This is a genomic window from Levilactobacillus hammesii DSM 16381 (genome assembly GCF_001434395.1).
GTDB lineage: Bacteria > Bacillota > Bacilli > Lactobacillales > Lactobacillaceae > Levilactobacillus > Levilactobacillus hammesii.
On the sequence record NZ_AZFS01000064.1, the window covers coordinates 30404 to 54331 of the forward strand.

19 protein-coding genes are annotated in these 23928 nt (G+C 51.9%); 16 read left to right on the forward strand and 3 right to left on the reverse strand.

Going from position 1 to position 23928, the window contains the following annotated elements; all coding sequences use genetic code 11:
• Positions 1–195: 195 nt before the first annotated feature.
• From FD28_RS10565 to FD28_RS10575, 3 genes are all read left to right on the forward strand, one after another.
• Positions 196–1389, forward strand: coding sequence for a multidrug effflux MFS transporter (locus tag FD28_RS10565; RefSeq protein ID WP_057735014.1), 1194 nt, complete (start codon positions 196–198; stop codon positions 1387–1389).
• A gap of 173 nt (positions 1390–1562) precedes the next feature.
• Positions 1563–1781, forward strand: a complete 219-nt coding sequence (relB, locus tag FD28_RS10570) for a type II toxin-antitoxin system RelB family antitoxin (protein WP_057735015.1) — start codon at positions 1563–1565, stop codon at positions 1779–1781.
• Positions 1778–2047, forward strand: coding sequence for a type II toxin-antitoxin system RelE family toxin (locus tag FD28_RS10575; protein WP_057735016.1), 270 nt, complete (start codon positions 1778–1780; stop codon positions 2045–2047). Before relB ends, FD28_RS10575 begins: the two co-directional genes overlap by 4 nt.
• 58 nt (positions 2048–2105) lie before the next feature.
• On the opposite strand, the gene FD28_RS10580 is transcribed toward FD28_RS10575, so the two are convergent.
• A complete protein-coding gene (locus tag FD28_RS10580) occupies positions 2106–3002 on the reverse strand; it encodes an alpha/beta hydrolase (protein WP_057735017.1) in 897 nt (298 codons plus the stop codon).
• 163 nt (positions 3003–3165) lie between these two features.
• Here FD28_RS10580 and FD28_RS10585 point away from each other — a divergent pair, with 163 nt between their 5' ends.
• Both FD28_RS10585 and FD28_RS10590 read left to right on the forward strand, forming a co-directional pair.
• Entirely contained in the window at positions 3166–3828 is a 663-nt protein-coding gene (locus FD28_RS10585) for a TetR/AcrR family transcriptional regulator (protein WP_157059885.1), read from the forward strand.
• Positions 3829–4008: 180 nt separating this feature from the next.
• Positions 4009–4740: a matrixin family metalloprotease gene (locus FD28_RS10590; protein WP_157059886.1), complete on the forward strand. Its 732-nt coding sequence runs from the start codon at positions 4009–4011 to the stop codon at positions 4738–4740.
• 641 nt (positions 4741–5381) lie between these two features.
• Here the strand turns inward: FD28_RS10590 and FD28_RS10600 are convergent.
• Positions 5382–5687, reverse strand: a complete 306-nt coding sequence (locus tag FD28_RS10600) for an ArsR/SmtB family transcription factor (protein WP_057735020.1) — start codon at positions 5685–5687, stop codon at positions 5382–5384.
• 141 nt (positions 5688–5828) lie between these two features.
• Here FD28_RS10600 and FD28_RS10605 point away from each other — a divergent pair, with 141 nt between their 5' ends.
• From FD28_RS10605 to uidA, 7 genes are all read left to right on the forward strand, one after another.
• On the forward strand, positions 5829–7736 hold the full coding sequence (locus tag FD28_RS10605) for a heavy metal translocating P-type ATPase (protein ID WP_057735021.1): 1908 nt from the start codon (positions 5829–5831) through the stop codon (positions 7734–7736).
• 258 nt (positions 7737–7994) lie between these two features.
• Positions 7995–9452 (forward strand): NCS2 family permease, encoded by a 1458-nt coding sequence (locus tag FD28_RS10610; RefSeq protein WP_057735022.1) that lies wholly within the window; start codon positions 7995–7997, stop codon positions 9450–9452.
• Between the two features lie 312 nt (positions 9453–9764).
• Entirely contained in the window at positions 9765–10415 is a 651-nt protein-coding gene (locus FD28_RS10615; RefSeq protein WP_057735023.1) for a VTT domain-containing protein, read from the forward strand.
• Positions 10416–10512: 97 nt separating this feature from the next.
• The gene (locus FD28_RS10620) at positions 10513–10701 is read left to right on the forward strand and encodes a hypothetical protein (RefSeq protein WP_057735024.1); all 189 of its coding nucleotides are present in this window, start codon (positions 10513–10515) and stop codon (positions 10699–10701) included.
• A gap of 406 nt (positions 10702–11107) precedes the next feature.
• Positions 11108–12403 (forward strand): MFS transporter, encoded by a 1296-nt coding sequence (locus FD28_RS10625; protein ID WP_057735025.1) that lies wholly within the window; start codon positions 11108–11110, stop codon positions 12401–12403.
• 177 nt (positions 12404–12580) lie between these two features.
• The gene (locus FD28_RS10630) at positions 12581–14467 is read left to right on the forward strand and encodes a DUF2264 domain-containing protein (protein WP_057735026.1); all 1887 of its coding nucleotides are present in this window, start codon (positions 12581–12583) and stop codon (positions 14465–14467) included.
• Between the two features lie 27 nt (positions 14468–14494).
• Positions 14495–16306 (forward strand): beta-glucuronidase, encoded by a 1812-nt coding sequence (uidA, locus tag FD28_RS10635; protein ID WP_057735027.1) that lies wholly within the window; start codon positions 14495–14497, stop codon positions 16304–16306.
• A 234-nt stretch (positions 16307–16540) separates the two neighbouring features.
• On the opposite strand, the gene FD28_RS10640 is transcribed toward uidA, so the two are convergent.
• Complete coding sequence (locus FD28_RS10640) at positions 16541–17536, reverse strand: LacI family DNA-binding transcriptional regulator (RefSeq protein WP_057735028.1); 996 nt, start codon at positions 17534–17536, stop codon at positions 16541–16543.
• A 651-nt stretch (positions 17537–18187) separates the two neighbouring features.
• Here FD28_RS10640 and FD28_RS10645 point away from each other — a divergent pair.
• The 4 genes from FD28_RS10645 to FD28_RS10660 all read left to right on the forward strand — a co-directional run bounded on the left by FD28_RS10645 (position 18188) and on the right by FD28_RS10660 (position 23737).
• Complete coding sequence (locus FD28_RS10645) at positions 18188–20719, forward strand: glycoside hydrolase family 30 protein (protein WP_057735029.1); 2532 nt, start codon at positions 18188–18190, stop codon at positions 20717–20719.
• Between the two features lie 380 nt (positions 20720–21099).
• Positions 21100–22365 (forward strand): hypothetical protein, encoded by a 1266-nt coding sequence (locus FD28_RS10650; protein WP_057735030.1) that lies wholly within the window; start codon positions 21100–21102, stop codon positions 22363–22365.
• Positions 22366–22658: 293 nt separating this feature from the next.
• The gene (locus FD28_RS10655) at positions 22659–23156 is read left to right on the forward strand and encodes an isochorismatase family protein (protein WP_057735031.1); all 498 of its coding nucleotides are present in this window, start codon (positions 22659–22661) and stop codon (positions 23154–23156) included.
• 101 nt (positions 23157–23257) lie between these two features.
• Positions 23258–23737, forward strand: coding sequence for a glutathione peroxidase (locus FD28_RS10660; RefSeq protein WP_057735032.1), 480 nt, complete (start codon positions 23258–23260; stop codon positions 23735–23737).
• Positions 23738–23928 lie beyond the last annotated feature (191 nt).

Here is a 23928-nt window from a genome sequence, read left to right on the forward strand (position 1 = left end):
ATATATCAAGGCAGCTTCAGAATTCATCGGTTCAATCAGTGTTCACCCTTGACAAGGCCCCCCTTTTCCCTTAGTCTAAAACAACATTAAACAGGAAGGGGTGACCAGCCCATGACGCTTAAGATGCTAATGGCGTGTGTCCCCGCAGACGGATACGGACGTTTTTCCTCAAAGTAAATTCTAAGGAGAAAAATGATGAAAAACGTCCGTCCATCAGCCCCATCCCTGGGACTGATGATCACACTCGTTGGTTTTCCACAGATTAGCGAGTCTATTTTTACCCCGGTATTGCCAGAGCTGCGCCGGGCCTTTAACGTGAGCGCGAGTCAGGTACAATTGACGATGAGCACCTATTTTGTCGCCTTTGCCATCGGGGTCCTCATGTGGGGCCAGTTGGCCGATAAATGGGGGCGACGACCGGCCATGTTAGCCGGCATTGCGGTCTACCTGTTGGGTAACCTGGGCCTTTATCTGACGGGAACCTTTACGGGTCTGCTAGGCTGGCGGTTGATTCAGGCATTGGGAGCCAGTGCGGGATCCGTCGTCACCCAGACGATGATGCGGGAAAGTTTTAGCGGCATTACCGGAGCCAAGGTCTTTGCTAAGACCAGTGCCGCCATGGCCCTGGCCCCAGCGCTGGGTCCCTTAATTGGGGGCGTCATGCAGACCTACTTTGGCTATCGCAGTGTCTTCGCAACGCTGGTAACCATGGCAGTGGCGGTCGGGTTGTATGCCCTGAGTCGGTTACCCGAGACCCAACGCCGGGATGTTCAGCCACCGCGGGTCCATCAGTGGCGGGTGGTGCGCCGCCTGCTGACCGATCCCGTAGTCTGGGGATACGGCCTGCTGATTGGGGGCATCAATGGGATTTTATTTAGCTATTACGCCGAGGCGCCCTTTATCTTCATGACGCACTTCGGCTATTCGGCCGTACAATACGGCTGGCTAGGATTGGTGCTAGCGAGTGCCAGCCTACTAGGTGCCTTACTGGTGAACCGCTGCTTGAACTTTTGGACGCCGGAACAGGTGGCCCTTCGCGGGTTGTTGTTCAGCGTGGTTGCCAGCGGGGGCCTCGTGGTGGCCGCTTATGGTCAACAGCCGATTTTGATGATTGGCGGGATCTTCCTCACATTCTTGGGCCTTAACGTGACGCTGCCTAACGCGCTCAACCGGGCGCTGGTCGGCTACGAGGCCGTCATGGGGAGTGCCAGTGGCTGGTTCAGCCTGGGCTACTACTTAGTGGTTAGCGCACTGACGTACGGCATGAGTTGGCTGCACAATGGCGCAATCCAGGCCTTGCCGTGGTATATGGCCGGCCTCAGTGGTGGCATGCTGCTGGTGTTTATCGGGCTGATTGGTAGCCGGATACGGGCAACTGTGACGGAATGAAAAAGTGAGGGAGTTTCCTTGTTCAGGAGATGTGTCGCTTCGATTCCGCCGTGTGCTGATCGTTCACACTCGCAGTGACACATTGAGTTAGAATTTCTGCAGATTAAAGGGGAAAACATTCAGACTTCAATTGAAGCCTAAGCATGGTATAATACCGCTAGGAGGTGCTGAAGATGACAGTTACATCATTGCGGTTCAAAGATGACCAATACCGAGAAGTTAAGGCATTGGCAGATTTCTATGGGGAGTCAGTCACGACGTTTATGCGTCAAACGATTTTGGAACGTTTGGAAGATGAGGCTGATTACCAAGACGCCGTTAGCAATCTCGGTGATCGTCATGATGCAGTGGTCTCTCGTGAAGAGATTAGGCACCGATTGGCGCTTGAATGAAGACGTATACTTGGGCATTTTCGGCTAAGGCAGATAAGGCGTTTCGTAAGCTTGATCGGCAAGTTCAATTGCGCCTTGTGAAGTGGTTAGATGAGCATATTCAGGGGGCGTCCAATCCACGTGTTTGGGGAAAAGCCCTGGAAGGTGATCTTGGGACCTTCTGGCGCTATCGGGTTGGCAGTTACCGAATTGTTGCGGATATTCAGGATGGCAATTTTGTTGTTTTAGTCGTTAAAACGGCCAAGAGGAATGACGTTTATAAATAATGAAAAGGACACGACAGACTTGCGCGATTTCAGCGTAGGCTTGTCGTGTCCTTTATGTTTAAGCGGCGTGGCGTTCTAGAAAGCCCGCCACACGCGTCTCGTACTGCTTGCGATCTGTGGCGTAGCTTTGTCCGTGAGCCGCGTGGGGGATGATACAGAACTCTTTGGCACCGTGATACTGCGTGTAAAGTTCATCGGCCATCTTGACCGGTGTGGTTTCATCGGCGGCACCGTGGATGAACAGGGTGGGGAGATGACTCTTCTTCAGGGCCTCAAGGGGACTGGCCTGATCGAGGCAGTAACCGGCCTGGATCTTCACGACCTTTGAGGCCACGTGAACCGTAATGGCGGGCAGATGGTACTCTTGATTCACCCGGTAGCGGAGTTCGTCGATGGCGGAGGTGTATGAGGAGTCCATGATGGCGGCCTTCACGTTACGCGGCAGGGTTAGTCCACAGGTCATGCCCACGATAGCGGCGCCCATGGCTGTGCCGAACAGGACGATCTCAGTATCTGTCCCCAGTTTGGCAATCGTGGCTTCAACCCAACAGCGGGCATCGATCCGTTCCAGATAGCCGTAACCGGTATAGTTGCCCTCGCTCTGCCCGGTAGCGCGGTTATCCGTCAGGACGACGTTGTAATTCAGACGGTGAAACAGCATGCCATAATCGGCCATGGACGCTTTATCCGCGCGGAAGTCGTGGAACAGCAGGGCGGTGTGCCGGCTGGGTTTAGCGGCTGGGATGTACCACGCACTCTGGCAGAGACCATCACAGGTGTCAAGGCACCAGGTTTCTCTGGGAAGCGCCATGAATGCCTGTTGATCGGCAGTTCGCGGCACCGTCGCCTTGGGAGCGGTGGTCGGTCGGGCCACATTTTCCTGGGCCAGACAGATACTGATGGAGAGCAGATCTAACACGAGTAAACCGGCGAAGCCAAAGACGATTGAAAGCATGAGTTTCTCCCTTCACGAGACAAAATATCTGCTTTAAAGATAGCTTGAATTTGGCTGAGAGTCAATAAAAATATACATAATGAGTTTAAAAAGTCTAAAACGTATAATTTGTGTGCAATCCAAAAATACGGTATGATTTGAAAAAAAGGAAGGACTGACGTGCGTGCGTGACAGAGAAGAACGAAAATTGCAAATGCTGATGGCGGTTCAGGAGACCGTCATTGTTCACGGCTTTGCGGGTATCAAGGTGGATGAACTGGCTAAAATCATGAACGTCAGTCGGGCTAAACTGTACCAATACTTTGGGTCGAAGGATGCCGTGATCACGGCAATGGTTCAACGTTATTTGGACTACGTTTCGGCGATGACGGTGCCCACTGAAATGCGTCAGCCAGAGGCGTATACGGCGGCCTTTCCCCAGATGTTTTCGGCCAACGTGGCGTATCTGGGAACCACGACGGCGGTCTTTTTGCGGGATCTCCAGCAGGACTATCCGCAACTTTATCAAAAGTTTATGCAGGCCCGCCACGCGTACGAACAACGCTTGTTGGCCTTTTATCGCGATGGCCAGGCCAGTGGCTTCTTTATGCCCGAACTGAAACCGCATTTGGCCGTTTTACAGGATAAACAGGTCATTCCGGCCATGCTGACGCGGGAGTTCTTGCTAAGCAGTGGGGATACCGTGAGCGACCTGATTAATGGCTACTTCGACCAGGTCGTGCGTGAGACGGTGGCTCCTGAGTATCGCGTGGCGGTTCATCAGGCATTGGCGCCCGGTCAATTCGATCGGATAATTGCGACTTATTCGCGAATCTTGATGGTATAGGAAAAATAGGTGGCCTGGGTCGCACGTTTCGACTAGGACTGTTCGGGAGTAAAATGATACCGATCATTTTGATGCGGTTTTGGGTAGGATTCCGCCTCTGGACATTTGCTATTGCGTCGTTGCTCGCGTAAAATCACTATCATTGATGAAATCGGGAAACGATAGGAAAGGAAGAGCGGATTGAAAGTCGTTAGACGGTTGCTGGTACTGTTAGCGCTGGTTGTGGCGGTCATGGCCGTCAAGGATGGCTGGGGCCCACTGGCCGGTGTATCGAAGCAGGTCACGGCCATGGGAAATGCCGTGGAACGGCAGGTTCATAGGCAGTTTCAACCGGATACGCCCTCGGATGCGGGCCAGGCCAGTCCCCAAAAGGTCACGGACCTTCGCGCGTCATCTAGTCGCCGGGCTGCACACAAGGCGAAGCCCCATACGCCGGTGGAACCCGTCGTGGCGGGGTTAAAGCTGAAGAAGACTTATCATTACCGCTTCACGGCAACGATGCCCCCAGCAGGGCGTCAAACGTTCAAGCGGGCAATCCGCATCTACAATCGAACCGGGATTGTCCATCTGGTTCCTGGCCTTGCAAAACACGGCAAGAACCGGATTACCTTTGGCACTTATCGCAAACAGGTGGGGCACAATCAGACCAGTGTGGAGCTCGGTCGTGGTGGGCCGGGCATTACGCAGACCGTCAGCATTCACGGGATCGTCGTGCACAACCACGCCAAAGCCAGCCTAAACACGGAATACGCGCTAGCCTATGGGGACTCCATTGCCGTGCATGAATTAGGGCACGCCCTAGGATTGGATCACAGCATGAATCGGCATTCGGTGATGTACCCGTTGGATCAGGGGAAGGTCAAGCTGTCCCATGCCGATATCCGCGGCTTGAAGCGGATCTATCGGTCATAAAACAACAGTGGGACTGCTAGGCAACTTGGTGGGTCCTTCGCCTTACCGGTCGGCAGATATGGGACTGGAACGGTGCGAACACAACTTGAAGCCTCGAAAATCACGAGTCTACAAGCTTGGTTTTCTACTAAGCCAGTAAGGAATTCACTTACTGACTAAGTAGAACGACGCGCCTGAGCCCATATCTGCCGACCTCACGGCTTACACGGCGATCTTAGGCGACTGAGTTAATGACTGCCATAGTCGTTATTAGTTGGACCGAAATTGCTAAATCCCACGTTTTCAACCGTTGTTGTGATAAAACACAACCAGAGCCGGAGGAGGTCAGGGATGGAGCCAGCCGTGAAAGTGGTGTTAACTGGCGTTTTCCAGCCAGTTTACAGCACGGGCGACTTTGGAGACAGGTGGTCTTCGTGGCTCCAAATCGAGCGAGAAGACCGGTGTTCTGCCGGTCTGAAGCGTCCCCACAGCAGGCGGAATCCCTGGCAGCCGGAGTGCGGCCAATTTAGTCGAATTTAATGGCGTGAATGTTTACCAGTACTGAGACGGAACAGGGATTTTATCGTTCAGATTTTAGGTTATAAACGTAAAGACACTAAGCGGCCAGGGCAAACGTCCTGACCGCTTAGTGTCTAGATAGTCTATTCTTGAATATGGGCTTTGACCAGCTCAAAGATTTCGAAGATATGTTCATCAGCGAGTGCGTATTTGATGAATTTACCCTCGCGATTGCCAATGACCAAGCCGGCCTGGCGCAAGGTCTTGAGTTGGTGGGAAATTGCCGATTGGGAGACATCCATCACCGCCGTAATTTCACTGACGGTGCGGCTATTTTGGTACAGCAAAGAGAGAATTTGATAGCGCGTCGCGTCGCCAAAGGTTTTGAAGAGGTCGACGCTTTTTTTGATTTCTTCGGTTGTAGGGAGCTGAGTCGTTTGTTTTTCCATATTTATCACCATGGGGTTCATTTTACCATAAAAGGGCTGGGCGAGTTTGTCCACTTTAGCAGTTGACACCAGTATGAGATATGTTATGATGAAGCCATACATATGAGCGAGTATTCATATAAGACTTAGGAGGCGAGTACGATGCGGGAATATCTGAAGCTAGCTGAGACCAAACGTGACTTAGCCATGATTTTAGGGAGTATTATCTTACTGATTATCGCAGGTTTTTCACCGTTATTGAAAGCGGTTACAATTGGACTATACCTGCTGGCCTATCTCTTGGTGGGTGGTCCGATTCTAGTTGAAGCTGTTCGTGATCTCTTTACTGGGAAACTCTTCGGTGAGGCTTTCCTGATGACGGTGGCTACGGTGGGTGCGCTGGCGATTCAACAGTATCCCGAAGCCGTCGCCGTGATGCTTTTCTACCGAATCGGTGAATTCTTCCAGGATTCAGCCGTTAGCAAGTCCAAACGGTCGATCACGGATCTCCTCAAGATTCGTCCGGACTATGCCAACCTGGTGGTCAATGGGCATACGCAACAGATTGCGCCGGACCAGGTTCAGGTGGGGGATACCCTGATTGTGCGACCGGGTGAAAAAGTACCAGCCGATGGGGTCGTCACCAGTGGCGAGACCTATTTGGATACCAAGGCCCTGACTGGCGAAACCAAACCGTCACTGGTTGCCGCGGGTGATCAAGCGTTGAGTGGAACCATTGTCAGTAACGGGGTTATCGAACTCCACGTTGAAAAAGCCTATGCTGACTCAACGGTGGCGAAGATCCTGGAATTGGTTCAGGACGCCACGACGAAGAAGACCAAGACGGAAAACTTTATTACGAAATTTGCGCGGGTGTACACCCCGGCGGTTGTGGGAATGGCGGCTTTACTGGCGATTGTGCCACCGTTGTTTTTCGGACTGCCGTTTAACGACTGGTTGTACCGGGCCCTCATCTTCCTGGTGATCTCTTGTCCGTGTGCCTTAGTGATCTCCGTGCCACTGAGTTACTTCGGTGGCATTGGCGCCGCTTCTCGCGCGGGCGTCTTGATTAAAGGCAGTAATTATTTGGAAGCCTTGAATCAGGTGAAAACGGTGGCCTTTGATAAGACGGGGACGTTGACCCGCGGTGAATTTGCGGTGGTTAACGTGGCTCCCGTGAGTCTCAGCAAGCCGGCACTGATTCGGTTGGCGGCGACTGCCGAAGTGGCGTCACCCCATCCGATTGCCAAGTCGATTGTGGCCATGGCTGGTATCCGCGCTGATGGTCAGCAGTCCGCCGAGGAATTGGTCGGTCTGGGCGTTAAAGCGACCAGTGCGGGGCAACCCCTATACGTGGGCAATGCCAAACTCATGCGGCAGGTTGGAATCACGAACGACTTGCCAGACAGTACCACGGGAACCATGGTCTACGTGGCATTAGCCGATCGGTACCAGGGGGCCATTGAAGTGGCCGATGCCATCAAAGACACCACCGTGCCGGCATTGGCGGCGCTGAAACAAAATGGTATTCGCCAGACGGTCATGTTGACGGGGGACAACCGTCAAGTGGGCCAGGCCGTGGGTGATCAGATCAAGATCGATGCGGTTAAGGCCGAACTCTTGCCCCAAGACAAAGTGGCTGAAATGGGAAAGTTGAAGGCTGAGTTGGGGCCTAAAGAAAAGCTGGCCTTTGTTGGTGATGGCCTCAATGACACACCAGTATTGGCGAGTGCCGATGTGGGCATTGCTATGGGCGCCTTGGGTTCCGATGCCGCCATCGAATCGGCCGATATCGTTTTGATGAACGATGATCCCTTGGCGATTCCACGGACGATTGCGATTGCCAAGCGCACGAAGCAGATTGTCTGGGAAAACATTGTCTTTGCGTTGGGGATTAAGATTCTCTTCTTGACGTTGGCGGCATTCGGCATTACCACCATGTGGTGGGCGGTGTTCTCAGACGTCGGTGTGACGCTGATCGCCGTGCTAAACACCTTGCGATTGTTACTCATTGGGCGCCAAGAGAAGCCCCAGAAAGTTCAGAAGACCTTGGCCAAAGTGAGTGGGTAAATTTTTAGAAATGCGTGCTTAAGTCCCGTAAAACCAGTTCGGTTGGTTTTACGGGATTTTTTTGCGTTTATAGCGTGGGTTACCAGTGTGCGTGAGGGGGATGCTGTTGGTTCACAACTGCTACAATGTAAAATGATTAAGTTCGTGTATCGTATATTTTTCTTGGCTTAATCAGGGCTATCTGGTATAGTGGTCCCTATAGAAACTGACATTATTTTAAGCAAATATAATAATATTCGTATTTAGGAGGAATCCACTGTGGATAAGTTCTTTAAGCTTAAGGAATCAGGAACCACCGTTGGTACCGAGATTGGCGCTGGGGTGACCACCTTCTTCGCCATGTCATATATTCTCTTTGTCAATCCGCAGATCTTGGGCCAGGCGGGAATGCCCCAACAGGCCGTTTTTCTAGCAACCATCATTGCTTCAGTCGCGGGAACGTTGGTCATGGGGTTATTTGCCAACGTGCCTTACGCCTTGGCTCCCGGAATGGGACTGAATGCCTTCTTCACGTACACCGTGGTCATGGGGCTAGGGTTCACTTGGCAACAGGCCCTCGCACTGGTATTCTTCTGCGGAATTATCAATATCATTATTACGGCCACCAAGATTCGGAAGATGTTAATTTCCGCGATTCCTGTAAACCTGCAGCTCGCCATTAGTGGTGGGATTGGGGCCTTCATTGCGTATGTGGGGCTGAAAAACGGGAACTTTCTGCAGTTTACCAGCGATACGAGCAGTTTACTGACGGTTAATGGCAAAGCGTTTAACGCCACGCAAGAGACCTTCAAACACGGGATCAGCTCCGTGGTGACGAACGGGAGCATTACTCCCGCACTGGCCGTCTTCAATTCACCATCACTGGTCCTAGCCGTTATTGGGTTGATTGTGACCGTTATCTTCAAGGTTCGTAAGGTGCCCGGTGCGTTGCTGATTGGGATCTTAACCACGACGGTCATTGGGATCCCCATGGGCGTGACGAATCTGCACCTCGCGAGTGGCTACTCGATTGGGTCTTCCTTTCATCAATTGGGCACGACCTTTCTGGCAGCTTTCTCGTCCGAGGGGATGGGGTCACTGTTTGCCGAACACAATCGCGTGATTCTGGTGCTGATGACGATTCTATCGTTTAGCTTGTCTGACACGTTTGACTCGCTGGGGACCTTCATTGGAACCGGCCGGCAGACGGGGATCTTCTCGGGTAAACGTGAACTGGAGCTGGAAGCACAACCGGGTTTTAAGTCAAAACTCGACAAGGCCCTCTTCGCCGATTCCATTGCGACCGGGGTGGGGTCCATCTTCGGAACGTCTAACCTGACAACCTACGTGGAAAGTTCCGCCGGTATTGGGGCAGGTGGGCGAACGGGATTAACCAGCGTCGTGGTCTCCGTTCTGTTCCTGCTGAGTTCACTTGCGTCACCGTTGCTGTCGATCATTCCGACGGCGGCCATTGCACCTTCGCTGATTCTGGTAGGGATCATGATGATGAGTGCCTTTAGCCAGATTCCGTGGCACGACCTTGGTGAGGCGATTCCCGCCTTTATGACGTCATTCATCATGGCGTTTGCCTACAACATTACCTACGGGATTGCCGCCGGATTCATTTTCTACTGCTTGGTCAAGACGGTGGAAGGCAAGGCCAAAGAGGTTCACGGGTTGATTTGGATTGTGTCGGCACTGTTCGTGATTAATTTTGCGGTGCTGGCGTTTGTCTAGTCAATAAGGTCGTCAGAAGCTTTGGGGTGGAAAAGCCAATCTGATGCTTTTTAATTTTCAAGTAACCAGTTGATTCTGGATGTCACTTTCTCGGTAAGCGGAATGCCAAGAGGGGTACCTGTGACTAACAGAGCGTTTCAGAAATTGTGTTAATATCGCGTTTGCGTGATTCTACGAGTCTACCGAGACTTAAACTCTGATAAAATCACAGATTAATCTTTTTTGTTGCCTCTGTCAGCGTCCACGATTTTTCAATATTATTGAGGTTAAATAAGAGACGACCGTGATTTTGTGCGGTTGATGGAGGACCTCATGGGATATTTCATTGATTTCGTGTTACACATTGATAGTCACCTCGTCAGCATTGTCAATACGTTCGGCAGTTCAACCTACCTCATCCTGTTCGCCATTATTTTTGTGGAAACCGGGGCGGTAATCCTACCGTTTCTGCCGGGCGATTCGTTACTCTTCGCAGCTGCGGCACTGGCCGCCAATCCGGCATATGGCCTGCACATCTGGTGGTTTATCCCACTGTTTCTAGTGGCGGCCATTGGCGGTGATTCGTTGAACTTTTACCTGGGGCGGCGAACCAGCGTGGCCTTAAATAAGCGCTCCTGGTTTGGCAGGTTGATCAATCAGGAACGTCTAGCGCAGTCGGAACGGTTCTTCCGTAAGCACGGGCCTCTCGCCATTTTCCTGGGTCGGTTTTTGCCAATTATTCGGACGTTTGTGCCCTTTGTTGCCGCCGGTTCGCACTTTGATTATCGCCGATTCCTGAAATACAACGTGAGTGCGGCCGTGGCGTGGGTGGCGATCTGCTGCGGTGGGGGTTACTTCTTCGGCAACATTGCCTTTGTGAAGGCGCACTTCTCGGCCGTCGTACTGGGGATCATCGTGGTATCCTTGATTCCGGCGGTAGTGGGATGGCTGAAGGTGGCCCTGCAGAAGAAGCGCGTTGACTAACCTGCGCGGCTCATAAAAATATTTGTAAGACGCGTGCCCAGTAAGGCTCCCGCAATTGTGTTACGCTGTGGGCAACTTGAACTGGGAGGGATCGCCCATGCACCAACAATATGAGACGTTAGCGTATTCAATGCCACTGAAGATCAAACGCCAGACGGGCAGTTTGATGACAAAGACCGTTAATCTTAAGGCGGACGTGAATCTGGAAACGGGTGAAGTGAAGCTGATGGTCGCGGCAGCGGACTTGCAAAAGCTCTGTAAGGATGCGAAAATTTCCGATCAGTAGGCCGGCATGTTTAGTAATCATGAGGGGCAACTGGGTATCGGATGGGTTAATGAAGGCCATCAGCTCAGCACGACCAACCTGCAAACGTGTCTCTTAAATTTTGATCAGTTAGTCAGAGGTGTGCTGCCAAAAGAGGCGTACACCTTTTTTTCGTGCAAAAGAGTGCGTGGCGAAGCTCTCTCGTCACACACTCTTTTAATTTAGTAAATATTGTAAAATTAGGTAATATTTTACTAAATTTAGCCTATACTTTACGAAATGAAAGCGTTATAATCCACTTGTAAGCGTTTTATTCTGAATGATTTCGTATTTTAAAGACGTCCCCGAATCATGATTTAGCGGGGACTAAAAATTACTCAGAAAAGAAAGCCCTTACAATTCTATACATACTTAGGAGTGAGCAGTCATGTCGAAAGATGATCGGACGGATAAGAAAGCCGTCAAGGCAGGTGTCGGGGTCGTTACCAACGCCAAAGTTAAAGACGAGGAACAACCGAAACTGCCTTGGATGGTTTCTTCCGCCATGTTTTTAGCGCCATTATGTTGGTACGGGCCGATTGGGTCTACTAGAAGTGTCTTAATCCCGCAATTATTCGCGCAATTGGACCCCGTACATAAAGTTTGGGCCGTTGGGATTCTTGCCACGGTCGCTTCCATCACTGGGGCCGTCGCCAACCTGTTATTCGGGGCCTTCTCTGATGTGACCCGGACGCGGTTCGGGAAACGGAAGCCTTACATTGTCATTGGGACGATCGCGATTGCAATTTCCCTGATTGTGATTGCCAATGTCAAATCGATTATGGCCATCATTCTGATTTGGATTATCGCGGCCGCGGCCGAAAACGCCATTGCGGCGGCGATATACCCGCAAATATCGGACCGGGTTGCCCCGAAATGGCGGGGAACCGTTTCGACCTTCTACGGGGTCGGCTTTACCATTGCCCAACAAGGGTTCGCGCTGTTAGCGGCTCAATTCCTGGGTAACGTTAAAATGGGGATTTACTTCATGGCCGGCAGTACGGTTATCTTGGCCATCATTCACTTACTCTTGATTCAAGAAAAGGGTAACCTGGATGAACCTAAAGTATCCTTGAACAAGGACACCTTAAAGAAGTACTTCTTCTTCCCAACGCATGATGCACGGGACTTCTACCTTGCCTTGACGGGTAAATTCTTCATGGTGGTTGGGTCAACGATTGTGACGACCTTCTTACTCTTCTTGTTCACCGACTACATTGGTCAAGGAACGAGTGAAGCTGGGAAATCAATTTCAATCTTCTCAACGATTATGTTAGTTATCGGTGTGATCTTCGCCTTAATTGGGGGACCATTGGCCGACAAGTTAAACCGGGTTAAAGCTCCTGTTGTGATTGCCACCTTTGCGTTAGGTTTCGCCGCCTTGTTCCCACTGTTCGTTCAGAAGCCATGGGCAATGTTCGTCTACGCCGTCATCGCCGCCTTCGGTAATGGGTTGTACAACTCCGTCGATGGCGCCTTGAACATGGACGTTTTGCCTTCCTCCGATACGGCCGGCAAAGACTTAGGGTTGATCAACTTGGCCAACACGTTGGGTCAAATGTTAGGGGCCATGGTCGCTTCTGCCATTGTTGCGGCCTTCGGTTACGGTGCCATCTTCATCTTTGCCATTGCCATGGAATTAATCGGTGGTATTGCGATCGCCATGATCAAACGTGTTCGGTAGATTTTACGACTTGCGATGAAAATTCACTGGCGAACGGTAAGGCGACGGTTTTCTTCAATGTTGCCCATACGTTACTGCTCTATAAGTGAAGTAATCATTGCTCTGATTGTACAAAGAAGACTCTATGTCAATAGCGGCGTAGGGCCTTTTTCGAAAAAAGGTAAAGGAGGACTTAACGTGAAACGGCAATTATTTAATGAACAAATCAAAGCCAATCCCCTCCGCAGTAAAGCGGATGTGAAGTCGGCATTGCTTGATATTTTGCGCCCAGCCATGGACGTCTTGCGTCAACAAAAGTTGCGCGGACGCTTTCGTATGAGCGATAGTGGTGCCGTCTATCTGGAGGATAAGACGGAAATCGAGGGTTTCATGCGCTTACTCTGGGGGCTCGGCCCGTTCTTCAGTAACGCGGAGAACATTAAGGCCTATCCCGACTGGTTTGAAATGACCACGCAGGGCATTCTCGCCGGCGTCGATCCCCAGTCAGACAGCTACTGGGGTGGCGATTTGGGCGACTACGACCAGCTCTTCGTCGAAATGGGGGCCCTGACCGCCTTCTTGTATGAAACTAAGCCCAACTTCTGGGATAGTCTGTCCACCACGCAACAGAAGCAGGTTGTGGACTGGATGGACCAGGTTAACGACAAGGTCGTGCCCAAGACCAACTGGCTCTTCTTCAAAGCCATGGTGAATAAATTTATCACCGACACGGGCTATGCCGATCATTCCCAGTTGGTGGCCGACGACTATGCTATCACCAACACGCATTACCTGGATCACGGCTGGTCTTACGACGGCTACAAGAATCAGATTGATAACTACATTCCGTTTGCTTACCAGTTCTTCACCTTACTGACGGTTGGGTTGACCGACTGGCAGGGGGATGAAGCCACGCTGTTGCGGGAGCGCGCTAAGGCGTTTGTACCTAGCTATGCCAACTGGTTTGCGGCCGATGGTGCGGCCCTGCCGTATGGTCGGAGCCTCGATTATCGCTTTGCCCAAGCGGCTTTCTGGGCCGTGGCGGCTTATGCGCACATTGACTTGCCAACGGGATACAGCCTCGGGGATGTGAAGCACTTGCTCTTGAACAACCTTCGCTGGTGGTTCCAACAAAATATCTTTACCACGGACGGCTTGATTCCCATCGGGTATGCCTATCCCAACATGGTCTTTGCGGAGGGCTACAATGGGCCCGCTTCGGCCTATTGGGCGCTGAAGACCTTCATTTTCTACGCCTTACCGGACGACGATCCCTTCTGGACAACGCCGGAAAGCGAAGACTTCAAGTTTGAATCCCTGAAAAAACAGCCGGAACCGCGGATGCTGGTTGCCCACAGTCAAACGGGGTTGGAGGTTCAGTCGTTTACGGCCGGCCAACACTCCCACGAACACGCGGCAGGGGCAGCCAAGTACGAAAAGTACGTGTACTCCTCAACCTTTGGCTTCAGTACGCCCAAGGGTTCTGTGCTCCTAAAACAGGGGGCCTTTGACAACACGCTGGCCGTTTCCGAGTCGGAGAACTTCTGGCGAACGGCCTTCAAGTACGCGGACTATCAAATTCATGATGACTACGTCTACTCTGACTGGCAACCCTGGAATGATGTCGAAATTAAAAACTACGTGATCCCAGCGATGCCGTGGCACGTGCGGATTCACCAGATTGACACGGCCCGGGAGCTGCACGTTGCCGAAGGGAGCTTTGCAGCCCCCGACAGTGGCGATCCGCGGGAACACGAGGTTGCCGTGAAGGCGAAGAACGCCGTCTTTTACCAGACGCGCGTGGGAATCACCGGGCTGGTTGGCCTGTCTGACAACTTAAAGGTCGACCTGTCCGTGCCAGAACCCAATACCAACATTTATTTCCCTAAGACCAAGATTCCACTACAAACGGGGATCCTGAAGCCGGGGAAACACACGCTGGTTTCGCTCTACCTCGGTGACCGCGAGTTAGAAAGTTTGGATGCCGATGGCCAGATTGTCGTGCCAACGGTGGCACTCGTGGGGAACCGTGTCGAAATAACCTTGAACGGGCAGACAACTAAAGTCACCCTGGATGAATTTTAAAGAAAAAGCTTGGAGGAATCAGACGTTATGGAAAAAGAATTACTCTACCCGTTGACCAATCAATGCCGGTTTGATCAAAAACTAGACGGTCTGTGGGATTTTGAATTTGACCGCGAGAGTCAGGGGGGTGCGCAACACTGGACCCAGCAACTGCCAGACCCGATTAAGATGCCCGTACCGGCTAGTTTCAATGACTTCTTTACGGACAAGGATTCACGTGAATTTACCGGGGACTTCTGGTATGCCAAGCGGGTATTTATCCCGGGATCACTGCGGGGCCAATTGATTGGCCTACGATTTGGCGCGGCAACGCACCGGGCAACGGTCTACGTGAACGGCCAGGAGATCCGCAGTCATGAGGGCGGTTTCCTACCGTTTCTTGCCGATATTACCAGTGCCGTGAAATTTGACGCCGAAAACGAAATCGTCTTGAAGATGAACAATGAGCTTCACCGGGATGCCTTGCCAGCCGGTGATACCGCGGTTCTCAAGAATGGTAAGAAGATGGCCAAGCCTTTCTTTGACTTTTACAACTATTCGGGCCTTAACCGTAGTGTTCACCTGATCGCAACGCCACAGAATCACGTGGTGGATTACACGGCGGTGTCCACGTTACAGGACGATGCCGCCACGGTGCATTACACCGTGACCACGAGTCAGGCGGCCGCCAGTGTCAGTGTGACATTGCGCGATGAAAAGGGGCAGGTTGTGGCAACGGGGAATGGCCGGACCGGTGACTTGGTCGTCCAGCACCCGCTGTTGTGGAACGTGCGTGACGCCCACCTTTACACGTTGACTATCCAATTAAAAGCCAATGACCAACTGATTGACGAGTACAGCGATGAAATTGGGATTCGGACGATTGCCATTGCAGGTCATCAGATCTTAGTGAACGGCCAACCCGTTTATTTGAAGGGATTCGGTCGCCACGAAGACAGCATTTATGCGGGCCGGGCCTTTGACCTCAACGTGGAAATGCGCGACTTTGAATTGATGAAATGGATGGGAGCCAATTCCTTCCGGACGTCACATTACCCCTATGACGAAGAGGTTTACCGGTTTGCCGATCGGGAAGGTTTCTTAATCATCGATGAGGTGCCCGCCGTTGGGTTTAAAATGGCCGCGGCCAGTTTCTTAGGGGGCCTCGACCAATCCTTCTTCGATGGCGATTGGACTGAAGAGCTCTACAAGAAGCACTTGGATCAGATTACCGATATGGTTCATCGAGATAAGAATCACCCGAGTGTGCTGGCGTGGAGCCTCCTCAACGAGCCCGATACGTCGAGCGAATCGGCCGTGCCATACTTTGAAAAACTCTTTGCGGATACCAAGGCCTTAGATCCCGATCAACGGCCGCGGACCTTTACCCTAAACGAAGACGATACCTTCGATACCTCTTACTGCAAGCAGTTCCCAGATTTCTACCTGTTGAACCGCTATCCAGGTTGGTACCACAAGTGGGGGTATGAGATCTCCGATGGGGAAGCGGGGCTTCGCGCGGAACTCGACAAGTGGGCGGCCTCGGATATTGATAAGCCGATCGTCTTCTCGGAGTACGGGGCCGACACCCAACCGGGCCTGCACAAGCTGCCATCCGTGATGTGGAGTGAGGAGTATCAGATTGAATTGCTCCAGATGTTCAATCGGGTCTTTGATTCCTACGACTTCATCCGCGGGGAACAGCCGTGGAATTTGGCCGATTTCCAAACGGTTGAAGGCAACATGCGGGTTAACGGCAACAAGAAGGGCCTGTTTACCCGTGATCGTCAACCGAAGGCAGCGGCATTCTACCTGCGTAAACGGTGGTTAGACATTGATCCTAACTTCAAAAACGAATGACGGTGGTCTTCCGCCTTTCGGTTGGCCCGTGATGGTTGACCCCCACAGTCGCCAGAACCTCTGGCAGTTGTAAGCGGAAGGTAAGCATGTAGTTGAAGCTGAGAAAGTCAAAACTAGGTTTGATGTGATCATTAGCGGTGTTGGTGCCGGATGAATTGGACCACTTAAATCGTTAAAACCCGCAGTCAAACCCAGCATGAGGAAGCCTGGGTTTGACTGCGGGTTTTATGATAACTAGAGACTGCTGTCGCGTTTAATAATTCGAGTACTAATCACGACTGATTCAGGGATCTTATTGGCATTTTTGATCTGTTCTTGGAGCAGATCGAAGGCGCGTTCGCCCATGATTTCCGTGTAAACGTGAACCGTGGTGAGTGCGGGATAAGCGTATTTAGCAATCGCCACGTCGTTAAAACTAATAATATTCACGCGATCGGGAACCTGGATATCGTGTTGCTTCAGGGCCTTGAGCGCACCGATAGCCATGGAATCACTCCCGATGATGAAGGCATGGGGGAGGTCATCTTTGAGCTCGGTGATGGCCCGTTCCATTAGGAGATAGCCGGAATCGGGGCCGTAACTGCCCGTGAAGAGGTAGTCCGGGTTAAACAATTTCTCACGTGTCATTCGCGTGCGATAAGTCGTGGCGCGAGGATCATACACGGCGTTGTGTTCGGTCAGAGTTTCCTCCTGGCCAGCAATCAAACCGATATCCTTAATCCCTTCAGCCAGATAATGATTAATAATCCAGTTGATGGGTGTTAAGAAGTCACTCTGAACGCTGTCGAAACCGTAGAGTAGGTAATTCTCACCGATGAAGACCAGTGGCTTATGGTAGTCGGCGAGTAGGTGAATTTCGGATTCATCGTACTTGCCCACGGCAATGATCCCGACGTAAGCGGTGAGGTCAATGTGCGCAATATTATTAAAGGAAATGGTATCCACGGAAACACCGCCACTGAGGGCCCGGGTCTCGATACCGTATTGAATTTGATAATAGTAGAGGTCGTTTAATTCTTCTTTATCGGAGTGCCACTGAACCACGGCGATTTTGGCACCGGATTGTTTGGCTTTCTTGGCTTTTTTCTTGTATTGTAATTTTTCGGCGACTTCTAGGACCTTCCGCCGAGTTTCTTCACTGACGGCGAGTGTGGCATCGTAATTTAAGATCCGTGAGACGGTCGAGGCCGACACACCAGCACTTTTGGCCACATCTTTGATGGTTGTCATCGGATGTCCTCCTGAATGAGATTTATTTACAGGCTGCGTATTCCATTGCATATAAGTATTATAGCTGTAAAAGTGAGCAAACGTTTACTAAAATTTGAGATTTCTTAGTTTCTTTATGCACATAAACCAATAATTAAAACTTTAGTTGCTTGGCAAACTTGAAGGTACTGGTGTCATCTGCCGGTATTGCAGGCAACGTTGCATCATGATACGAACTTACTATTCACCAAATTTGAGCTGGAACAGGTTTCGACTATATTCCCTGAGGGCGTCCAAGCTAGACTACTTGGAAAATGGCATAGCCGAACTCAAAATTAGCTCACTCACAGATCCACTGAAAGTTGCCCATAACCTGGGATGAACGTTGCCAGATCGGCGATGCTCACATCAATGTTAGAGTTAAGAACTCGCTTAACCGGAGGAGGCCAGAAGTGGAGGCAGCCGTGACAACGGTGTTAGCCGAGAAGCGGCTTACACCGTGGGACGTGTTTGGAGACTGACGGTTTTGGTCAGGCTTCAAACCGAGCCGGAAGACCGTTTCTCAGGCCGCAGGCGGTCCCCACAGCAGCCGGAACTTCTGGCAGCCGCAGGTGATCAGCCAGCTTCATATTTTTAAACTGTATTTTAATAGATCGGAGTGTGACGGAATTAATGAATACAACATTAGTGACTATTGATGGTGACCTGCTGGATACCACGGCCCATGATGCCAATACGTTCAAGGGGTTTGGTTACCTGAGCTGTAATAATTCATCACGGTTATTATTAGATTATAAAGCAGAACAACCCGCGAGTTATCGGCAGATTTTACAGATTCTGTTTGGTGGGCCCCATCCCTTAATGAACATGGTCAAGGTGGAATTGGGGGATGATGCCAATACGTCGTCCGGGACCGAACCGGCCACGAAGCGTTCGGCCGAGGAACCCGCCAACGTCTTGCGGGGCGCCGGTTACCAGTTGATTGCGGATGCCAAGCGATACCATCCCCAGTTGAAGACGAGCCTCCTGCGTTGGGGCGAACCCGGTTACCTGCGGCCGCTCTGGCAAGCCGTGAAGAGCGCTGATCCCGACCACAACGTCAGTGAGGATGCTTATGAGCCCATGTATCAACTCTACAAGCAGACTATCGTGGCGGCCTATCAACAGTTCGGTTACCTATTCGATTACGTCGATCCGGATCGAAATGAGACCAAACACCCCATGTACCGGTGGATCAAGTGGTTTGCGGACCGGCTCCACAATGATACGGACTTTCCTGACGGCTTCCCCGTGGCTCAGTATCAGCACATCAAGATCATTGCGGCCGATCAGAATTACGAGACGGCGTTTGGTGATGCCATGTTGACTGACCGGGAACTACTTCAGCGCGTGGCGGCAGTCGGTTATCACTATAATACCGATGATGGGCCGCATAAGCCATACAAACGCTTGGCCGATGAGCAGCACCACGAGGTTTGGTATAGCGAGGGCATTGCGCCAATGACCTTTGGCAAGTACCGAGTGCGGGCGAGTTCCGGCGATGGCATTGGGGGAAAGCAGAGTGGCTTGGACGTTGCCAACCGTCTGATTAAGAGCTACGTGAACTCCCGGCGGACCTTCTACATTTTCCAGCCGGCCGTTTCCGCCTACTATCCCGGGGTGAATTATAGTCACAAGGAATTGATTACGGCCAATCACCCGTGGTCCGGCTACTTTGAGGTGGATAACGTGGGCTTACAGGTGATGAAGCACTTCACGGACTTTGCTCAGGCGGGCTGGCAGGAAAGCCACCCCTGGCGCTACCTGCCGAGTGCCTGTGGTAGCCGCGTTGGCGGAACGGAGAATCTGACGGAAAATACGGCGGCTCCCAGCTATTTGACGCTGGTGGCCCCGGATAAGCAGGACTTCTCGACCGTCTTGGTGAACGACAGTGCCGAACCGCGGACGTACACGCTCCAGCTGCGCAACTTGCCGGCAGTTGGCAAACCGGTCACCGTTTGGGAGAGTCGCGGGCCAGCTACGGGTCAGGCGTACGATAGCGGGTTGAAACGCCAGCGGGAAACCCTAGTTGCCAAAGCGGGGCAGTTGCGGGTTCTGGTGCGGTCCCATTCCATCGTGACGGCAACCACACTAGCATTGGCTAATGACCCTACCGTTACCTATACGCGGCAGGTGGCCCCCGTGACCAATGACCTGTTGGACGTGGCGGAGAGTCAGGATATCTTCTATCAAGATGACTTCGGCTACGCGGCAAAATATCTAACGCAACGGGGCGGCACGCCAAGATACACCACGGATCAGGGCGGGGCCTTTGAGGTTGAGGTTCGTGAGGGCCAGGGGGTCTTGCGTCAGCAGATCACCGAGGCCGAACGGGCACTGGACTGGGAATACTCCTTTGCACCGAACCTGACGCTGGGGGATGACCGCTGGCACAACTACACCGTGGCGGTGACCGTGCGTTTTGACCAGCAGACGCAGCAGAACTCCCCGAGTGGCAATTACTTCGGGATTGGGCTCTACCAGGTCACGGACGTTAAAGGTCGCCTGGAGAGTGCCCCATACGTCTTCAAACTCGCCACGGACGGCAGCTGCCAGTTGCTCAAGGACGACCGGGTAGTGGGTTTGGCCTACGTGGATGGCTTGGACCTCGCCCAGCCACATCACCTGCGCTTCGGGGTGCGGGATAATCGGTTGACGGCGAGCGTTGATGGTCAGACCGTGTTGGCTTACGTGGATACCGACAATCCACACTATAGCGGCCGGGTTAAACTGGGAACCGGGTACTACCATACCGAAATTTCGCAGATTGTGATTGCCAAAAGCGCCGCGACCGATGACGTGCAGTATCAACGACGAGACGACTTAGACGAACGGCTCACGTATCGGGGGGATTGGCAACATGTCTGTGGGTTAGGCAATACGATTTGGAACCGCACGCTATCAACGGGGACTGCCGGGGAGAAGACGCAGGTCGCGTTTGACTTCACCGGTACCGGCTTTGCGTTGTACGGTAAACAGATGGTGACGAGTCGGTTGGCGGTCAGCGTGGATGGTCACGTATTGGCCCCCAACTTTGAACCGCAACGCGCCGCGGATAAGGCGGAGAATGCCATCTTCCTGGGATTGCCAGCGGTTAAGCATCACGTGACGATTACCGTGACGGCGGGGCGTTACACGCTGGATGCCGTTGGCTTCTACCGGTAATTCCTAACTGCGTGGTGTTTTGAGAAATGCGCGCCAAGAGAAAATTTGCAGCAATTCAAGAGTCTGGGACAAAACTTCCAGACTTTTTTTGCGCTCAAAACGTATATGGCTGAAACGTGGGACAGAAGGCAGATCCCTGCGCTTAACCCCATAAGGCGAATAATCCAAGCCCGGGATTTTCCGCCTTATGGGGTTAATGCTCAGGATCTAAGCGCCTCCTGTCCCACTCTTTGCACGACCGAAATATAATTAAAAAAATTTTCGATTTTGCAGCCAGACCGCGCCATAGCGACACCATGTGTCAGGGCCACATGCTACAGTTAGACCGTAAGCTAAAGTACCGTTGTTTGCCGCTCGAGGTTAACCGTAGGAGGTCTGACATGGAAGAAGAACAGGGCTTTGATTTGAATGATTTTCTCAAAAAGATGCAGTTGGAAAGTAGTGTGTCGGCGTACGATTATGGTACGCGCATGCCGCTAGTGTCTGAGGGGGTCGTCACGCTATTTTCCGGTGAACGCCGCCGCATGCGTGAACGCCAATCCCACTTTGAACTTTTCAGCAGTGATGGTCGTTACTACTTTGCCCACGATCTGGATCAGGGCCATCTCCAAAATGTGCTCGTTGATATTTTAAATACCGATACCCTCCCAGATCCCATTGAACCTTACAATCCCGACTTTAATTTTGTGATGCAACTGATTAAGTGGGTTGCTCCTATGGGATATTCTGTGGTCGGTGTTCATCAGGAGCCCTACGACGCCTGGGATGTACTCGCCGATGACGCGCTCCTTGGTGTGTTGTTTGAGGAACGCGAAGACGAGGGACCAGCACCCATGATTGTCGAGAGTGAGGGTGGTAGTAAGTTTATGGTCGACCAAAACGACGTGCCCTTCATGTACCGCACCAAGGTGGGCAGTAAGATTATGCTTGATCAAGAGGCCTATTACTCAGTTTTGGATCGGTCGGGTCAGGCCCTCTTTCGTGACTTGACCAAAAAAATGTTAATTCCTGTGTTGTGGAGTCTCTTACTGGGCGTGGACATTTTTGCCATCAAGGCCCTGTTCTGTTACCCGAACCTGTCCGCAGATCTGCTGGCTGAAGCCGATGTCACCCTTTATCGAAACTATTGCTCGGAACCACGAGTCGTTCAGAGCGCGGCTGATTTGCGGGACATCGAGCATCTGCCAGTCGTAAAAGATGAACCGCATCTGGATAGTAGCTACCGTTTTCACGGTTATGAGGGCCAGGGCACTTATGGCGGTCAAATCCCGAACGATGACATGCTGACGGTGATGAACTGGATGCGGCGTGACCAGCCCTTGGAATTTGCGGCCACCGATCGGCGTCTGACGGAATGGGTGTTGGCGTTGGCTAGCAGTCAGGGCCTGAGCATCGACCGTTATCTCCGCCGCCAAGTCAGCTTTGCTTTGGTGCATGATTTTGAGGTGGCTGATAGCAATATCGTGGGCGTCAATGCTCGCGAGCGGCTGCCCCGCCTTCGCTATCCCATCATCTCGGTCTTTGATGTGATTGACGATCAGGATGAAACCTTGGTGCAAACGGATTTGCCCTTCGATGAGTTGCTGACGTATCTGATACAGGCTGCGCCGGAAAAGGCAGTGGAGATGTTGAAGACGCAGCCGTAACGGAAAAGCGTGTGAATAAAGGTATTTCGACTAGGTCACCTATAAGTCAGTGAAAAATCGGTGATCCTAAGATTCAAAATAAAGAACTCGCTGACAGCCAATTCAGGACTGTCAGCGAGTTTTTGTCGATTTCTGATTTCTTTCTCAAAAAAGTGAGACTGAAATCGCCTTTTTCTCGTTAGTAATAAGTAGAGGCTGCGTGGGGCAGTTGTGGTTTATCCGATCCGCGTGCTGAAATTTTAAGGGAAGCGTGCTACACTCAAAGCAACTAAATGACCGAAAGGGTGACAACTATGCCACAAGCAGATGTCCTATTAGTGATCGATGTTCAAAACGGCTTGAATCAAGCAGCGGGGTACGCAGCGCTGGTTGACCGGATCAATGAGCGCCTAGATATTTACCATGATGAGGACCGGCCCGTGATCTTCATGCAGCATACGGACGATACGTTGCCGTATGGCAGTGATGCGTGGCGTTTAGATGCGCGCTTGCACCGGCAGACGGCGGATACGGTTTTTCTGAAATACCACTCGGATTCCTTTTACGAGACGGGCTTGGCGGAACGGTTACACCACATCCTGGCGGAAAGCGTGGAGATCTGTGGCTTGCGGACTGAATACTGCGTGGACACCGCTTTTCGGGTCGGCCATGATCGCGGGTTTGACATGATGACCATTTCTGGGATGAGCACGACCTTTGAAACCCCCGAACTCCCCGCCGCGGTGATTCGCCGTCACCACGAAGGCATCTGGGACGGTAGCTTTGCCACGGTTTATCCAGCAATGGATTAGACGCAATTCTAAATTAGTTGGTGTATAATTTGATTATGCACAACTGATTTAAACGGATTAATTGTTTTGCGAAGGATCGTTTCTAGAAAGGAAGTTGGCCCATGGCAACAATCTATAATTTTTCCGAAACTGAGATGAGCGGTCAGACGATTGATTTCAAGGATTATCGCGGCAAGGTGGTGCTCATTGTGAATACGGCGAGCAAATGTGGCCTAGCGCCGCAACTTGAGGGCATTGAAGCGTTGTATAAGCGGTATCATGATCAAGGCCTCGAAGTGCTGGGACTGCCATCCAATCAGTTTCACCAGGAACTCGATTCGGATGAAGCCACCAGTGACTTCTGTCAGATGCACTATGGCGTAACCTTTCCCATGACTAAGCAGGTGCGGGTCAACGGGGAGGACGAAGACCCCTTGTTTACTTACCTTAAGGCGACGGCGGGGCACGGTCGGATCAAATGGAACTTCACCAAATTCTTGATTGGTCGGGACGGCCAGCTAATTGATCGCTATGCGCCAATCACTAAGCCGGAGAGTCTGGAAGACACAATTGTCCAGGCTTTGCGGGTCACGGTGGGTTAGGGCATTGCCGAATTGAACCCATGCTAAAAAGGCGTTGGTTACCAGAGAGTTTCTGGCAACCAACGCCTTTCAAGACTTAACGTTATTGTGCATTGTTGGGCAACGGTGGTGGTAGCTGGCCGCCTTGCCGTTCCGCCTGCGGCTGCCAGAGATTCCGGCTGCTGTGGGGACCGCCTGCGGCCTGAGAAGCG

Coding starts and splice junctions, on each gene's coding strand:
- FD28_RS10615 (WP_057735023.1), top strand. CDS start 9,765: ATGGGATATTTCATTGATTTCGTGTTACACATTGATAGTCACCTCGTC.
- FD28_RS10650 (WP_057735030.1), top strand. CDS start 21,100: ATGGAAGAAGAACAGGGCTTTGATTTGAATGATTTTCTCAAAAAGATG.
- FD28_RS10575 (WP_057735016.1), top strand. CDS start 1,778: ATGAAGACGTATACTTGGGCATTTTCGGCTAAGGCAGATAAGGCGTTT.
- uidA (WP_057735027.1), top strand. CDS start 14,495: ATGGAAAAAGAATTACTCTACCCGTTGACCAATCAATGCCGGTTTGAT.
- relB (WP_057735015.1), top strand. CDS start 1,563: ATGACAGTTACATCATTGCGGTTCAAAGATGACCAATACCGAGAAGTT.
- FD28_RS10600 (WP_057735020.1), bottom strand. CDS start 5,687: ATGGAAAAACAAACGACTCAGCTCCCTACAACCGAAGAAATCAAAAAA.
- FD28_RS10625 (WP_057735025.1), top strand. CDS start 11,108: ATGTCGAAAGATGATCGGACGGATAAGAAAGCCGTCAAGGCAGGTGTC.
- FD28_RS10640 (WP_057735028.1), bottom strand. CDS start 17,536: ATGACAACCATCAAAGATGTGGCCAAAAGTGCTGGTGTGTCGGCCTCG.
- FD28_RS10605 (WP_057735021.1), top strand. CDS start 5,829: ATGCGGGAATATCTGAAGCTAGCTGAGACCAAACGTGACTTAGCCATG.
- FD28_RS10565 (WP_057735014.1), top strand. CDS start 196: ATGAAAAACGTCCGTCCATCAGCCCCATCCCTGGGACTGATGATCACA.
- FD28_RS10645 (WP_057735029.1), top strand. CDS start 18,188: ATGAATACAACATTAGTGACTATTGATGGTGACCTGCTGGATACCACG.
- FD28_RS10580 (WP_057735017.1), bottom strand. CDS start 3,002: ATGCTTTCAATCGTCTTTGGCTTCGCCGGTTTACTCGTGTTAGATCTG.
- FD28_RS10620 (WP_057735024.1), top strand. CDS start 10,513: ATGCACCAACAATATGAGACGTTAGCGTATTCAATGCCACTGAAGATC.
- FD28_RS10660 (WP_057735032.1), top strand. CDS start 23,258: ATGGCAACAATCTATAATTTTTCCGAAACTGAGATGAGCGGTCAGACG.
- FD28_RS10655 (WP_057735031.1), top strand. CDS start 22,659: ATGCCACAAGCAGATGTCCTATTAGTGATCGATGTTCAAAACGGCTTG.